This window comes from Streptomyces microflavus (assembly GCF_014650075.1).
GTDB classification, from domain to species: domain Bacteria; phylum Actinomycetota; class Actinomycetes; order Streptomycetales; family Streptomycetaceae; genus Streptomyces; species Streptomyces microflavus.
This window is the reverse complement of record NZ_BMUG01000018.1, coordinates 85,392-99,457: the sequence shown is the minus strand read 5'-3', so window position 1 is coordinate 99,457 and position 14,066 is coordinate 85,392. Positions and strand designations below refer to the sequence as shown.

The 14,066-nt window shown below is 67.6% G+C and carries 14 protein-coding genes and 1 pseudogene; 11 read left to right on the top strand and 4 right to left on the bottom strand.

Annotated elements, in window-relative coordinates; all coding sequences use genetic code 11:
* Positions 1-507: 507 nt before the first annotated feature.
* Positions 508-1,377 carry a F510_1955 family glycosylhydrolase gene (locus tag IE264_RS35830; protein ID WP_032758915.1) on the top strand — a complete coding sequence of 290 codons (870 nt, stop codon included), beginning with the start codon at positions 508-510 and terminating at the stop codon, positions 1,375-1,377.
* A gap of 30 nt (positions 1,378-1,407) precedes the next feature.
* On the opposite strand, the gene IE264_RS35825 is transcribed toward IE264_RS35830, so the two are convergent.
* Positions 1,408-2,253, bottom strand: a complete 846-nt coding sequence (locus tag IE264_RS35825) for an AraC family transcriptional regulator (protein ID WP_051821942.1) — start codon at positions 2,251-2,253, stop codon at positions 1,408-1,410.
* A gap of 164 nt (positions 2,254-2,417) precedes the next feature.
* On the opposite strand from IE264_RS35825, the gene IE264_RS35820 reads away from it, so the two are divergent.
* Positions 2,418-3,875 carry an MFS transporter gene (locus tag IE264_RS35820; RefSeq protein ID WP_051821933.1) on the top strand — a complete coding sequence of 486 codons (1,458 nt, stop codon included), beginning with the start codon at positions 2,418-2,420 and terminating at the stop codon, positions 3,873-3,875.
* A 100-nt stretch (positions 3,876-3,975) separates the two neighbouring features.
* Here the strand turns inward: IE264_RS35820 and IE264_RS35815 are convergent, their stop codons facing one another.
* Complete coding sequence (locus tag IE264_RS35815) at positions 3,976-4,539, bottom strand: hypothetical protein (protein ID WP_229887950.1); 564 nt, start codon at positions 4,537-4,539, stop codon at positions 3,976-3,978.
* Between the two features lie 293 nt (positions 4,540-4,832).
* Here IE264_RS35815 and IE264_RS35810 point away from each other — a divergent pair, with 293 nt between their 5' ends.
* A complete protein-coding gene (locus tag IE264_RS35810; RefSeq protein WP_032758916.1) occupies positions 4,833-5,483 on the top strand; it encodes a TetR/AcrR family transcriptional regulator in 651 nt (216 codons plus the stop codon).
* Positions 5,484-5,614: 131 nt separating this feature from the next.
* On the opposite strand, the gene IE264_RS35805 is transcribed toward IE264_RS35810, so the two are convergent.
* Positions 5,615-6,319, bottom strand: a complete 705-nt coding sequence (locus IE264_RS35805; RefSeq protein ID WP_032758917.1) for a SanA/YdcF family protein — start codon at positions 6,317-6,319, stop codon at positions 5,615-5,617.
* 449 nt (positions 6,320-6,768) lie between these two features.
* Here IE264_RS35805 and IE264_RS35800 point away from each other — a divergent pair, with 449 nt between their 5' ends.
* Both IE264_RS35800 and IE264_RS35795 read left to right on the top strand, forming a co-directional pair.
* Positions 6,769-7,137, top strand: a complete 369-nt coding sequence (locus IE264_RS35800; RefSeq protein ID WP_032758988.1) for a BlaI/MecI/CopY family transcriptional regulator — start codon at positions 6,769-6,771, stop codon at positions 7,135-7,137.
* Entirely contained in the window at positions 7,134-8,048 is a 915-nt protein-coding gene (locus tag IE264_RS35795) for a M56 family metallopeptidase (protein WP_032758918.1), read from the top strand. Before IE264_RS35800 ends, IE264_RS35795 begins: the two co-directional genes overlap by 4 nt.
* 273 nt (positions 8,049-8,321) lie before the next feature.
* Here IE264_RS35795 and IE264_RS38295 read toward each other — a convergent pair.
* Positions 8,322-8,537 (bottom strand): annotated as a pseudogene (locus IE264_RS38295) (class I SAM-dependent methyltransferase); the annotation flags it as partial.
* A 129-nt stretch (positions 8,538-8,666) separates the two neighbouring features.
* On the opposite strand from IE264_RS38295, the gene IE264_RS35790 reads away from it, so the two are divergent.
* The 6 genes from IE264_RS35790 to IE264_RS35765 all read left to right on the top strand — a co-directional run bounded on the left by IE264_RS35790 (position 8,667) and on the right by IE264_RS35765 (position 14,062).
* Positions 8,667-9,023, top strand: a complete 357-nt coding sequence (locus tag IE264_RS35790; RefSeq protein WP_229887949.1) for an NADH-quinone oxidoreductase subunit A — start codon at positions 8,667-8,669, stop codon at positions 9,021-9,023.
* 77 nt (positions 9,024-9,100) lie between these two features.
* Positions 9,101-10,372, top strand: coding sequence for a hypothetical protein (locus tag IE264_RS35785; RefSeq protein WP_308428544.1), 1,272 nt, complete (start codon positions 9,101-9,103; stop codon positions 10,370-10,372).
* Complete coding sequence (locus IE264_RS35780) at positions 10,365-11,306, top strand: complex I subunit 1 family protein (protein WP_032758990.1); 942 nt, start codon at positions 10,365-10,367, stop codon at positions 11,304-11,306. The genes IE264_RS35785 and IE264_RS35780 overlap by 8 nt, the downstream gene beginning before the upstream one ends.
* 19 nt (positions 11,307-11,325) lie before the next feature.
* Positions 11,326-11,889 carry an NADH-quinone oxidoreductase subunit J gene (locus IE264_RS35775; protein ID WP_032758991.1) on the top strand — a complete coding sequence of 188 codons (564 nt, stop codon included), beginning with the start codon at positions 11,326-11,328 and terminating at the stop codon, positions 11,887-11,889.
* The gene (locus IE264_RS35770; protein WP_032758920.1) at positions 11,886-12,191 is read left to right on the top strand and encodes an NADH-quinone oxidoreductase subunit NuoK; all 306 of its coding nucleotides are present in this window, start codon (positions 11,886-11,888) and stop codon (positions 12,189-12,191) included. Before IE264_RS35775 ends, IE264_RS35770 begins: the two co-directional genes overlap by 4 nt.
* The gene (locus IE264_RS35765) at positions 12,188-14,062 is read left to right on the top strand and encodes an NADH-quinone oxidoreductase subunit 5 family protein (RefSeq protein ID WP_032758921.1); all 1,875 of its coding nucleotides are present in this window, start codon (positions 12,188-12,190) and stop codon (positions 14,060-14,062) included. The genes IE264_RS35770 and IE264_RS35765 overlap by 4 nt, the downstream gene beginning before the upstream one ends.
* The last annotated feature ends 4 nt before the right edge of the window (positions 14,063-14,066 follow it).

Genomic DNA, 14,066 nt, shown 5'->3' with positions numbered 1-14,066 from the left:
GGCGGCTGCCTTCCCGACAGGGCGGGGGTCAGGGCGTTGGCGCACCGGAGGACAGGCCCTGCCGCAGGTTCCGCCGCGCCGAGCTCCCTGTGCGCGCCGGCTCGGCCCCAGGCTCCGGGGTGACAGACCCGCCGAGGCCCGCCACTACTTGCCTCCACTGACCGAGCGAGGCAGACACTCCCCGGGCGATCGACGGCGTGGCACGGTCCGAATACTGCGCAATGGCACGACAGCTCCTGCTATCCAGAGTGCTCGAGAGCGGCGGTTCCCTTCCGCCTCACCGCCGGGCCGATTTCCCTCGGCCGGTTTGGCACACACCCTAGCCTGCTAGGTAACTAAGTCGTTTAGTTGGATACGGTAACCTCGGTCACGATCGCTGATGGTCGCGAAGCGGGGTGCAGATGATGAGTCTCCGTCCCCACGGGGAGACCGTCCGTTGGATTCCATTCCGTTCTCCGCGGCCAGCAGGCCCTGAGCACCACCCCCCGTACCATCCGAGGAATCACCGTGACCGTTTGCCCGACCGTCCGCCCCCTGCTTGCGATCGCTGGCACCTCGATCGCCACCTTGGTCCTCGCCGCCTGCGGAGGCGAATCTTCCGACGCAAATGCGGCAGCAGACGCATCCGACGCGTCGGGGACGCTGTCCCATGTGCACGGCCTGGGTGTCGATCCAGCCGACGGACGCGTGTACGTCGCCACCCACAGCGGTCTCTACACCGTGGCCAAGGGAGAGAAGCCGAAGCTCGTCGGTGACCGCATGGACGACTTCATGGGCTTCACTGTGACCGACAAAGGCACTTTCGTCGCCAGCGGACACGGCGGCCCGGGCAGCGGCCGCCCCGGCAACCTCGGCCTGATCGAGACCAAGGACGCGGGCCGCACCTGGACGTCCCGGTCCCTGTCCAGAGAGGCCGACTTCCACTCCCTGGACTCAGCCAAGGGCACTGTCTATGGATACGAGGGAGGTCGGATCCGGGTCAGCAGCGACTTTGAGAGCTGGGACGACCGGGCCGCGCTGGAGGCCCTCGACCTCGCGGTGAACCCCTCCGGGGAGAAGCTGCTGGCCACCACGGCGGAGGGCGTCGTCGCCAGCACTGATGGCGGGCGGACCTTCGGCAAGGGTGCCAAGCCGATGCAGGCGTTTGTGTCGTGGCCCGCGGAGAAGTCTCTCTTCGGCATCAGCACCTCCGGCAAGCTGAGCAGCAGCGCGGACGGAGGCACGTCGTGGAAGGAGCTCACGGCCGTGCCCGGCGGGCAGCCTCAGGCCCTGACCGCGGTGAACGCCAACCACATCCTCGCGGCGACGATGACGGGCGTGTACGAATCGCGTGACGGCGGCAAGACCTTCTCCGAACTGGCGCCACGTACTTCTTGACCCAGCTTCGCAAAGCCGAAAGGCACCCGCTCAGCGGAAGCGCGCATCTGCGGGCCCCTCCTTCGCCACCGTGTGCTCCTCATCGCTGCGCGACGGTTCGGACGCCCCGAACAGGGCGTCGCCGCTGAGATAGCGACTCGGGGAGGTGCCGACAGTTCGCCGGAACGCGGCCAGGAAGGCGCTCGCTGTCGCGTACCCCACGGTGTGTGCGACACGGGACACAGGCTGGCCTTCGGCGAGGAGAGACAGTGCGGCCCGCAGTCGCACATGAGTGCGCCAGCGATCGAAGTTCATGCCGGTGTCGTGGACGAACAACCGTGTCAGAGTGCGTCGGCTCACTCCGACGGCCCGCGCGTGCGCATCGAGGCGACGCGAGTCCGCGGGGTCGGCGAGCAGTGTGTCGGCCACGGCGCGTAGGCGGTCGTCGACGGGATACGGCACGTCGATGGGTGTGGTGGGCAGCGGGCGCAGCAGGTCCAATACGACCGCCTCGGCCCGCAGTCGCGCGTCATCGGCGAGGTCCTCGCGGGCAAGGTGGGCGATCAGGTGGGCCAGCAGCCCGTCGATACCGACGGGCGTGGGCTCGGCCCAGTCCAGGCCGCAGCGGTCCGGTTCGAGATAGAGGCTGCACAGGACCGCGTCGCGGGTCGCGCCGGTCCGGTGGACGACCCCCGCGGGCAACCACAACGCCCGTGTGGGCGGCAGGATCCAGTAGGCGTCGCCGACGGCGACGCCAAGCACACCACGTCGGGTCCAGGCCAACTGGTGCTGCGGATGGCTGTGCGCATCGAACCACTGCCCCGATGACAGGGGGAAGCTCCCGACGACGATTGCTCCTATCCCCCTGGGCGCCGCGCACGCGACAACTTCATCCATGCGTCCCAGCATATGTCCTCAATACGCTACGACCTGGCCCCATAGCGCATCGCGGCCAATTCCACCGGTGCATAGCCTCGCCCCATGCAGATCGCTGATCCGCCCCACAGTGGGCACCCTCGCTGTACGAACGTGCCGGCCAGGCCGACGACTGGATGTCGGGTATGACCTCGACGCCGGCTCCGGTCCAAGGCACCAACCGCCGTCGCGCCGCGCTGATCGTCCTATGCTTCGTGCAGTTCATGCTCGTCCTGGACGACACCGTGGTGAGCGTCGCGCTCCCGAGCATCCAGGGCGATCTCGGCTTCAGCACCGCCGGTCTGGCCTGGGTCGTCAACGCCTATTTCCTCGCCTTCGGCGGACTGCTGCTGCTGTTCGGCCGCGCGGCCGATCTGCTGGGCCGCCGACGTGTCTTCCTGGCCGGTGTCGCGCTGTTCGGTGCGGCGAGCCTGGCCTGCGGGCTCGCCCAGGAACCCTGGCAGCTCGTGGCCGGGCGGTTCATCCAGGGTGCGGGCGCTGCCATGGCCAGCCCCGCCGCGCTGGCACTGATCACACTCCTGTTCCCCGGCCCTGAGGAGCGCGCCAAGGCTTTCGGCGTCTGGGGCGGCATCGCGGGTCTGGGCGGCACGCTGGGCCTGGTGATCTCCGGTGCGCTGACCGGCCTCGCGTCCTGGCGCTGGATCTTCCTCATCAACCTGCCAGTGGCCCTGCTCGCCCTCGCACTGCTCCCCCGCCTGGTCGCCGAGAGCCGGGCCCACCGCCAGGCACACATAGACGTACCTGGTGCGGTGCTGGGCACCGGCGCCCTCATATCCCTGGTCTACGGCCTGCTCCAGACCGGGGAGTCGGGCTTGGGCCACGCAGCCTCCATCGTCCCCCTGGTTCTTGCCATCGTCCTGGCGGTCTCGTTCCTTGCGGTCGAGACACGTACCGCCGAGCCCCTCGTACCGTTGAACTTCCTGTCGTCGCGGATCCGCGCCGTCGCCAACGGTACGGCGCTGCTGTTCTCGGCCGCCTTCTATGCGATGGCCTTCCTTCTGATGCTGCACCTGCAGACTGTTCTGGACTACAGTCCGCTCACAGCCGGTGTCGCCTACCTGCCCTACGGCGTCGGCATCCTTGCAGGCATGTGGCTCTCCTCCCGTGCGGTACTCAGGATCGGGGTACGTCTGACGCTCGTCACGGGGTTTCTGATCAGCGCAGCCGGACTGCTCCTGCTCTCCGACGTGGCAGCGGGCGACGGCTACGCATCCGGAGTGCTGCCTGGCATGCTCGTCACGAGCCTCGGATGCGGACTGAGCCTGCCCGCCCTGACCATTGCCGCGCTCACGGGCACCACTGGGGAGAACGCCGGCCTCGGCTCGGCAGTCCTGAGCTCCGTGCAACAAGTCGGCGGCGCCGTGGGGTTGGCTGCTCTGGTCACTCTGGCGGCGCGCCACAGCGACAATCTGGCCGACTCCGCCACCCCGCAGCATGCCGCGACGGAAGGCTTCTCGTTAGCGCTCACCGTCACAGCCGCCCTCCTCGTGCTCGGCGGCGTGCTCGTAGCCACTCTGCTCGGCAAGAATCAGCACGCGGGGCATACGGTCGACACTCGCGAAACTTCAGCAGACCAGGGATAGCGGTCGCGCTTGCCTAATCCGGTGATCACAGGTCGCTGATCGAAGCGGCACCTGACATGACTCGGCGGTTGCCGGCAGGCGCGTTCTACTTGTCCCGGCATCAGGAGACGGTCAGACCTGCTGCCTGGTCGCCTCGGCCTACGGGCCGCTTCTCTCGCGGCTCATGCTGCCTGTGCCATCCGTGACGGGTCAGGCCCCTCGGCTTGTACACCGACAGCGTGACCGCCACGAGCAGGACCAGCAAGGCAGCGGCGGCGTCGGCCAGCAACTGGATCCTCATCCCGACGAGATCGCTACTGGACAGGTTTGTCTCTGCTGCGACATCGGCGACGTGGCTGGCCACCTGCATGTGCAACAGCAGAAGAAAGGTCGCGATAACGGTGATCAGCAGCTTGAACAGAACCCAGTAGTGGCGGAACAGGCCCCACGAGGTGCCCAGGGCCTGGACGACTCCCGTGAGCAGCGAAGCGAGGCTCAATGGCGCCAGGACCAGCCAGCCGGTCAGCTCCATCGCGAGATAGGCGCCCCGCACCGTCTGTGCATCCTGACTGGTCAGACCCGCGACGGCGAGGACAAGGAAGACGGCGACGGCACCGAGCCAGCCGACTGACGAAGTGACGTGCACGGTGAGCGCGAACTTACGGAGGCGAGGGTTCATAGTCATCGCAATCAGTGGTCCCCCATGCTGCCGTCAAGCGTGTGCATAAGCACGAACGCCACAAGCAGGGCTGCACCAGCGGCGATCACAAGCGTCTTCGCCCAGCGCGGCATGCCGGGATGTGCCGCCGGACCGGTCCCCTGACTGGCGGCGTCAGGGCGAGAAGGTGAATCAACCATATGCGTGTCCCTCACGGTGCGTGGACGTCATGCCGTTCGTCGTCAGCAGCAGTTTACGAGACATGATGTCTACGGCATAGAGCACGGTGTATCGACATCGCCACCACGTACACTGATCGAGTGCCGAAGCTGTGGAACGAGACGATCGAGGCGCACCGCCGCGCCGTGCGCGACGCGATCCTGAACACCACCGCGGAGCTGGCCGCCGAGCACGGCCTGCGGTCGGTGACGATGTCGCAGATCGCCGAGAAGGCCGGCATCGGACGGGCCACGCTGTACAAGTACTTCCCGGACGTCGAGGCGATCCTGCTCGCCTGGCACGACCGCCAGATCACCGAGCACCTGGGACAGCTCGCAGAGGTCCGCGATCAGACCGATGGAGCCGGCGAACAACTTGAGGCGGTCCTACGGGCGTTCGCTCACATCTCACGCCAGGCCCGGGTGCACCAGGGCACCGAGCTCTCGGCGCTCCTTCACCGGGACAAGCGCGTTGTCCGAGCACAGCAGCAGCTCCACGGCATGATCCGGGATCTACTGGCCGAGGGGGCACAGATCGGCGTCTTCCGTGACGACATCGCGCCCGATGAGCTGGCCACGTACTGCCTTCACGCCCTCACGGCCGCTGCCGCCCTGCCCTCCGAAGCGGCAACCGACCGGCTCGTCACAGTGACCCTGTCCGGGCTGCGCGACGCGCACCCCGGACCGGACGACCGGAGGCCGCCGCGCCGGCACGAGCACCACGGCCACCCCGCAGGACACTCAGGGCACTGAATCGCCCGAATCGCCCGCCCATCCCGCGACTCCGCGTCAGCCTGGGTGGAGACCTCCACCGTTCTTGCAGCACTTCGCATCTAACTACAAAGCACGCGGTCAGCCGACACGCGCTCACCGGCGACACCAGATCACCGGGCGCCCGTCAGCGCTCGCTCCACCCCCGGCTCCCTCGGCCCGAGGAACTGGGGGTCCGGCTTGAACACCGCGTCCAGGACCGCCTTGTTCGCTGCGAACATTTCGCGGGTGGCGCTGTAGTACCAGATCGCGTCGTGGTGGTCGGCCGCGCTGACGCCGTAAGCGTCGACGCCCGCCTCCTGGCAGAGGGCGACCGCCCTGCGGATATGGAAGCCTTGGCTGACGAGAATGGCGCGGTCAACGCCGAAGATCCTCTTGGCCCGCACGCATGAATCCCAGGTGTCGAAGCCGGCGTAGTCGCTGACGATGCGAGCGTCGGGGACGCCGCGATGGGTGAGGTAGCGGCGCATGGCGTGTGGCTCGTTGTAGTGCTCACTGCTGTTGTCGCCAGTGACCAGAACCGCCTCGACACGGCCCTCGCGGTACAGCTCCGCCGCCGCGTCGAGGCGGCTGGCTAGAAAGATCGACGGCTCGCCGTTCCCGAACAAGCCCGCACCGAAGACCACGGCCACACCGCTGCGCGGGGCCTCGGCCGTCGTCCGCAGCCGCCCGTCCGCCACCGTGAACACCCACATCGCGGGCAGCAGCGCCAGCACGCACAGGAGCATCACCGCCTGCACGACCCGCCGCTGCCCCGCGCGGGTGCGCGGCAGACACGGCCTGATGATGGCGCTCGCATGTGGGCGCGGCAGGCGCATGACAGTGATTCTCCTAGTTCGTGGGCAGCCGTACTCGGCTGCGGCTTGAGCGGCTCGGCTTTAGTCGTCCTGGACAGCAACTAGCCCCCTGACAAACGAAGGACGCCGCACTTGATCACCACGCACCCTGCAGCAGGACGTCGTGGAGGATCCCCGGTCGCTGCTGGTTCTTCGATGCCCTGCAGTAAGCTCCGCCGCTCTACGTCCCGCCCGCCCTGCAGAAACAGCGCAGGCCGGGAGGCCCCTCGGTCGCACTGTGCGGGTAGTCAGCAACGGCCATCGCGCGGCTGCCGCATGCTCGATCACCATACAAGGGGCTACGTAGTAGCTTAGTATACGCTGGGGGCGTGGGTGTGGCCGGCGTCTTGGTGCGCATCCGCCTCGCCGCGACCGATCGAACTGCCGTCTACCATGGCCTTACGTACAACGGCGGCGGAAAGGGCGGGCTCATGCGACGGCTGGGGGAGCTCGAGGCGGAGATCATGGACTGCCTCTGGCGATGGAATCGGCCCGCGACGGTGCGTGAAGTCGTCGATGACATCAATGAACGCCGCCCTGTCGCCTACACCACGGTGATGACCGTCGCCACGATTCTCTTCAACAAGGGCTGGCTGCTCCGCGGCAAGCAGGGCCGGGCCTGGCTCTACACGCCGGTTCGCAGCCGGGAGGCGTACTCGGCAGCTCTCATGGAGGACGCTCTAGGTGCGAGCGAGGATCGCCCGGTCGCATTGGCCCACTTTGTGGAGCGGATGTCCGAAGAAGAGGTCGCTGCCCTGCGCAAGGCACTGCGGACCAATGGACGGCAGACCAAGGCGTGAACGCCGCCCCCGCGCTCATGGGCTATGCGGTGGCCATCGGCTATGTCGCCCCGCAGGCGATGCTACGCAGCAGCTGGCCCCACCGAGCCCCCGCGCTTGCCGCATCCGTGTGGCACGCACTCGCCGTGTCATTCGCGATGTCAGTCGCTCTGGCGGCATACCAACTCGCATCTCCCACCGAACACCTTCACGCGGGACTGGTGGGGATCCTGCATTCCTGCGGGGTTGTTCTCAGCATGGGCACCGGGGACCCCAACACAGCAGATCTGATGGCCATCGCCCTTCCTGTCGCTGTACTTCTGGCCCTGCTTCTTAGCTTCGCATTCCACGTTGCCCGCGGCCGCCGGGCGCGCTCCCGACACCGCAACGTCCTGGACATGGTCGGGCGCCACTGTGGCCAGCTACATGCCACCGTGATCGAGCACGCTTCCCCCGCCGCCTACTGCCTGCCTGGGCGTCGTTCGCGGATCGTCGTCAGCGAGGGCGCCGTACAGCTGCTTTCCACGGACCAGCTCGATGCCGTACTGGAGCATGAGCGGGCCCACGTTGTCGGCCGTCACCACTTGGTGTTCGCTGCCGCGGAGGCATTCACCACCGTCTTCGGAAGGGTGCCGCTGGCCCGGCATGCGAAGGAGCAGACGGCGATCCTGCTGGAGATGATCGCGGACGACCGGGCGCTGCGCCGTCACTCACACGATGTGCTCGCTTCCGCAATGTACGAAATGGCCGCGGCTCATGCTCCGAAGGGCGCCTTCGCCGCAGGGGGGCACAGCGTATCGGTGCGCATACAGCGCCTCCTCGGGCCCCGCCGGGAAGCGCATCCCGCACTCTGGGGGTGCGTCGCTGCCGCTGCCGTAGCAGTGCCACTCCTTCCTCTCCTGGTGGCTTTCTGCTCTCCCGGTCACGCGTGAACACCGTCCCTGTTTGTGGTTCTGCCTCCAGAGCCAGCCGCCGACGGTGAACCACCCTATGCACATGCCTTGATGACACGGGCCGATGACGCAAAGGGAGGAAGGACTGATACGCCCGTTGATGGTGAGCTCGAAGCGTCGCACGGTTTCCACCCTCAGTCCCGCCCCGATCATTGCGGACTCTGGGTCGCGGGACAGGTGACATCCACCACCGCGCACGGGCCGTAGGACGTCGAGAGCGCGCTGTACCCGGGCGAACTTCGTCCGCTCGGAGCGGACGTGCTCGTAGAACCGGAGCTCGCCACCAGGTTTGAGCCCGCGGCGCATCTCCGCGGCAGCCCGATCGACGTCGCTGACGGAGCACAGCACGAGCGATGACACAACGACATCGAACCCGTTGTCCGGAAACAGCAGTTCCGCCGCCGTACCGGACAGAACCTCGACCGGAAAAAGGCAGCCCTCGTGCAGCCGTCTGCGTCTTGGACCCAACCAGTCGGACTGATATCACCCGACATATGCCACTTCTGGGCGTTTCACATACCGAGCGGAAGGAACTACTGGCAGTCTGCGTTACGACGGCAGTCAGGGATGGACCAGAGGCAGGACGCAGGGGGCTGGGTGAGCGGCTACGAGTGGCAGCCGGTGCTGTTTCTCCTCGGTGTGGCTGCCGCAAGCCTCGTCCTTCTCTACGGCGTCGGCGCCTCATTGAGGGTGACGAGTGAGCCGCTGAACACGAGACCGTTCAGCGGGGGCCTTGATCCGGACGAGCATCCGTTCTCCCGGTTCCACGTGCGCTGGTACCCGGTGACCATGATTTTTCTGGCCTTCGACATGGAGATGTTGTTCATGTACCCGTGGACGAAGGTGGTGAGTGCGGTCGGTGTCAGCGCCGTCATCGAGATGTTTCTCTTCCTCGGCGTACTTCTCGCAGGCGTGGCATACGCATGGCGGGAGGGGGCGTTCCGATGGAGTTGAGGTCCAAGGCCGCACGCTTGGCGGTAGCCCACCCCGGGGTCCTGTTGGCAGCCTGTCCAGGCGCTACCCGGGCGCGTTTGGCCGTCGAGGAAGAGCTACTGCGCAGAAGCTGGCCTGTCGTCGCCGGCCCCGCATCCGCGAACCTGCTCGTCGTCGTGGGCGACCCCGACCCCGCCCGAGCCGATTGGGCCGAGAACCTGTGGAACGGCATTCCGGAACCGAAGTCCAGGGCCGTGGTCCGGGAAGCAGAACAGGCGACCGCCGCACTCGATGACGGCCACCTGGCACTTTTCGGTCCAGACGATCAGGTCTCGGTCTCTCCGAGGGAAGAACGCCGGATGAACGGGGTCCTTCCCTCGGGACGCGCCGGTTCCCGACGCCGGGAGGGTCACGCCCCTGATGGCCCCGCGCATGCCGTTCGAGACGGCGCTGCCCATCACGACTGCGCGGAGCACGAGACGGAGAGCCACCACAGCGGTCACTCAGGTGACGGACAGGACGAAGCGCACGGCACACACGGCGGGGGTCACGGGCATGACATGCATGCCATGTCGGTCGTGGCCGGCTTGCCCATGGCGGACCGTGCGGACGATCGGGACGGGTTGAGGCTGGATCGGCTGCACGTACCTCTGGGCCCGGCCTTGCTCGACTGGCCGGCCGGTCTGGTGCTGCGGCTGGCGTTGCAGGGCGATGTGGTGCAGCAGGCGGAGGTTGATCAGATCTCCGTGCGCGCCTCGTCCAGGCACCCCTTCTGGAACGACCCATGGTTGCGCGTGATCGCGGGGGAACGCGTCGAGCGCGGTCTCGCTGCCCGCCGGTTGTGTGCGGCTCACCTGGACAGCGTCGGCCGATTCCTGGCCGTGTCCGGATGGGACGACGAGGCGAAGCGCGCGCGTTCCGCACGCCGACGGGTCCTGGCGGGAGCCTCGGTGGAGGAACTGGGCGTACTGCTCAGGCCGTGGGCCCGGCAGCTCCGCCGATCGCGCACCCTGCGCTGGCTGACGCGAGGGCTGGGCGAGTTGTCCTCCGAGCGAGCGGCGGCCGCGGGCGTGACGGGTCCGGCGCTGGTCGCGGGCGGGGATGCGTACTGCCGCTTGCTTGTCTGGCTGGACGAGATCGAGCGGGCCGCGGCTGTGTGCGGGGATACCCGCGTGCTCGATGCCACGGAGTTGAGCGGGCCGCGCGGCCGGCTCAACGGGCCAGTGCCGCCTTCTCAGGCGCTACTGGACGTGCTGCCGGGGCTTCTGGAGGGTGCCGAGTTCGCGGGCGCTCGCATCATCGTCGCGAGCCTGGATCCTGATCTCGACGAGCTCGTCCCCGTGGTGGATTCGCGTGTGGCCCATGAGTGAGGCCCCTCTCTGGGCAACCGCTCTGCTGCCAATGGCGCTGGCCGTAGCCGCGCTTGGGGCGGCCTCCTTCGATGCCGTACTTTCGTTCGCAGCGGCGAGGCCGCGACCCCGGTCACCCCTTGAGGCTGCTGCGGCTGCGGGCGCACCTGGTCGGGAAGTGCTGAGGCTGCTGGTGCAGCAACGGCGTCGTACGACCGCGGCCGATGTGGCCCTGACTCGGCTGGGCGTGGTCCTCCTGCCGGTCGCGGCATTGCTAGCCGCCGCCGTAGTCCCTCTCGGTTTCCGGTCCGTCAGCGATCTCGCTGACGGAATCGTGTGGTTCAACGCGATGGAGGCCCTCGCATGGGCGGCTGTGTGGCTTGCGGGGTGGGGGCCGAATTCGACGCTCGCACTGATCGGCGGCTATCGCTTCCTTGCACAGGGACTTGCCTACGAACTTCCCCATATGCTCGCGATCACCACCGCCGCGCTGGGTGCGGAGTCCTTGCGGGTGGGAGAGGTCGTCGATACCCAGGCGGGCCTGTGGTTCGCCGTATGGATGCCTGTCGCCTTCGCCATCTATCTTCTGAGTGCGATGGCGATGGCCTTCTGGGGCCCGTTCGATCAGCCTGCCGGGCGGGATGTGGCAGGCGGTGCGGCCGCCGAGCTCTCGGGAGTTGATCGGATCGTCTTTCTGGGCGGCCGTTGGCTGCTACTGACTGTGGCTGCTGCTTTCAGCGTCCCGCTCTTCCTCGGCGGGGGCAACGGACCGCTGCTTCCCCCGTGGCTCTGGACGGTCCTCAAAACAGTGGCCGTGCTGGCGTTCCTTGTCTGGATCCGGCGCAAGGTTCCGACCTTGCGCATGGATCGCTACATGGAGGTGGCCTGGGTCGTCCTGACACCGCTCGCGATCCTGCAGGCGTTGGTGGTCGCTCTGGTGGTGCTGGTCCGGTGACGGGAAGAGGGTGCCGTACGTGCTGAGCGAAGTCGCCTTCTGGGGCTTGGCCGCCCTCGCGGTGGCCGGCGGCGTCATGGTCTTCCGTTTCGACTCCATGGCCCGCGCGACCTTCGCCCTGCTCACCTCCCTGCTGTGCGTGGGGGGCGAGGTGCTGCTGCTGGGCCTGGACTATCTGGGGATCGTCATCGTGCTGATGATGACGATCGAGATGGCCATCATGGCCGTCTTCATGATCATGTACATGATGAATCCGGCGGGTCTCACGCCGATGACGATGATGCACAACAAGCAGGGTGCCACCGCCATCTGTGCCGCCGCCTTCGTCCTGCTGGCCGCCGGAATCCTCTCCACTCCGTGGCCCGCCCGGCGGGGCAAGCCGCCGACCGACGCCACTATGGACCTCGGGATGTCACTGATGGGCCCGCAGATGCTCACCATGATGACCTTGGGCATGGCTCTGTTCGCGACCATCGTCGCCACGGTGGTACTGGCCACGCGGCGTGGACGGTACGACCGGCTCGGCGACAGCTTGCGTGCCCCCAGCACCGACGACCCGATCCGCGGAGGTGTCGGCCGGTGAATCTGGAGCTCTTCCTGCTCTTGGCCACGGCTCTGTTCTGCATCGGGCTGTTCGGGGCCCTCACCCAACAGTCCGTCGTCATGCTGATGATGGGCCTGGAACTGATGCTGGGCGGGGTGATCGTCGCCGCAGCGGCAGCCTGGCACTACATCGCGCCAGCCGCCGCCGAGGGACAGGTACTGGTGGTTTTGGCCGTCACAGCCATGGCCCTGGAGATGGCGATCGGGTTCGCGGTGGTCACCGCCCTGTTCCGGTCTCGCGAAATCGACATGACCGACATGGCGGCGGAGCTGAAGGAGTGAGCACCCTCCTGTGGGCCCTCGTCGGGCTCCCTCTGGTCACCGGGATGCTGCTGCTTGCCTGCGGCCGGACTGTCGACCGGTTCGCGCCTGCCGTGGCGCTCGGTGTCGGCGTCGCCGACCTGGGGCTCGCGGTCACTGCCGCGTTCCAGCGCCCCTCCGCGTCGGCACCGCTCCTCGATCAGTTGCCGGTCCAGCTCGGGGTCGACGGGCTGTCGGGGCTGATGGCCGTCACCGTCACGTCGATCACCCTCGCTGTCCTGGCCTTCAGCGCGACAGAGTTCGGAGCCAACGAGGCACGGGCCCGGTTCTTCGGGCTGATGCTGCTCTTCGCTGCGAGCATGCTGGTGACGGTGACCGCTGTCACGCTGCCGGTTCTGCTCATGAGCTGGGAGATCATGGGCGCCACTTCATGGGCCCTGATCGGCTTCTGGTGGCGGGAGCCGGTACGCGTCGACGCCGCCAACACAGCCTTCCTGACCACCCGCACCGCCGATCTCGGCCTGTATTTGGCAGCGGGTGCCGCACTCGCGAGCGGCCAGGCCGGGACACTTGGCCTTGATGATCTGGGGCGTGCCGGGGAGCCCTGGCTATCCGTCATCACGGCAGGCATTGTGACCGCCGCCTTCGGCAAGTCCGCTCAGCTCCCCTTCAGCTTCTGGCTGTCCCGTGCCATGCAGGGCCCCAGCCCGGTCTCCGCTCTGCTGCACTCCGCGACGATGGTCGTGGCAGGCGCGTATCTGCTTCTCAGGACCGGACCGCTGCTGGATGCGTCCGGCTGGGGTAGCGAGGCGGTGGCCTGGACAGGAGCCGTGACGGCCGTCGCTCTCGGCCTCGTCGCCGTCGCGCAGACTGATCTCAAGCAGTTGTTGGCAGCGTCCACCTGTTCCCAGATCGGGTTCATGGTGCTGGCGGCAGGGTCCGGCGCCATCACGGGCGGTGCCCTCCAACTGGTAGCCCACGCCGCTGCGAAGAGCCTGCTGTTCCTGGTCGCGGGCGCGTGGCTGACCGCACTCGGAACGAAGGCGCTGCCCGCGCTGCGTGGAGCGGCCCGCCGCTACCGTACGGCCGGCGTCACCTTCACCGCGGCCGCCCTCACACTGGCCGGACTACCGCCGCTCTCTCTGTGGGCGGCCAAGGACGTCCTGCTCTCCGCTGCACTCGGCAGCAGCCCATGGCTGTACGTCACTGGCCTGGCAGCCGCCGTACTGTCCGCCGTCTACGGTGCCAAAGCTCTGTGGTTCGTCTGGCGCCCGGAGCCAGCGGTGGAACAGCAGAGATACGACACCGAGCAGCACGGCACCCGGCGCGTACCACGCTCAGCCGGGCCACCTCTGGTGCTGCTCGCCCTTGGATGCATCGCTCTGACCCCGCTCACCCTTCAGCCACTGCGCGACCATGTGGACCTCGTACTCGACAGCACCTCACAACCCCAGCCGCACGGATGGGAACTCGCTCTCTCCGGCGCACTTGCCCTCTCCGCCGCGGGAGCCACCTGGGCATGGGCGGATCGCACGCTCGCCCTGCCCAGCCCGGTGAAGAACTGGTGCCGAGACTGGCTGACTCTGGAGCGCGTCGCGCAGAAGCTAGTGGTGCGGCCCGTGTTCTGGCTCGCCCGCACTGCGGCAGCCTTCGACGACCGCATCCTCGACCAGTGCATCGACGGAGCCGCGTACTCAACCCTCCGCTTCGCAGTCTGGACTGACCACACGGTCGAACGCGCTGTCGACGACGCGGTGGGTGCGACAGCAGCCGCGACCAGGGCACTCGGTCGGCTCGCCCGGCGGCCACAAACCGGCCAGCTGCACCAATATCTCGCCCAGGCCGTCGCGGGCCTCACCGTCCTCGCCGTCGTATTCGCCCTCGTGAGGTGACCTG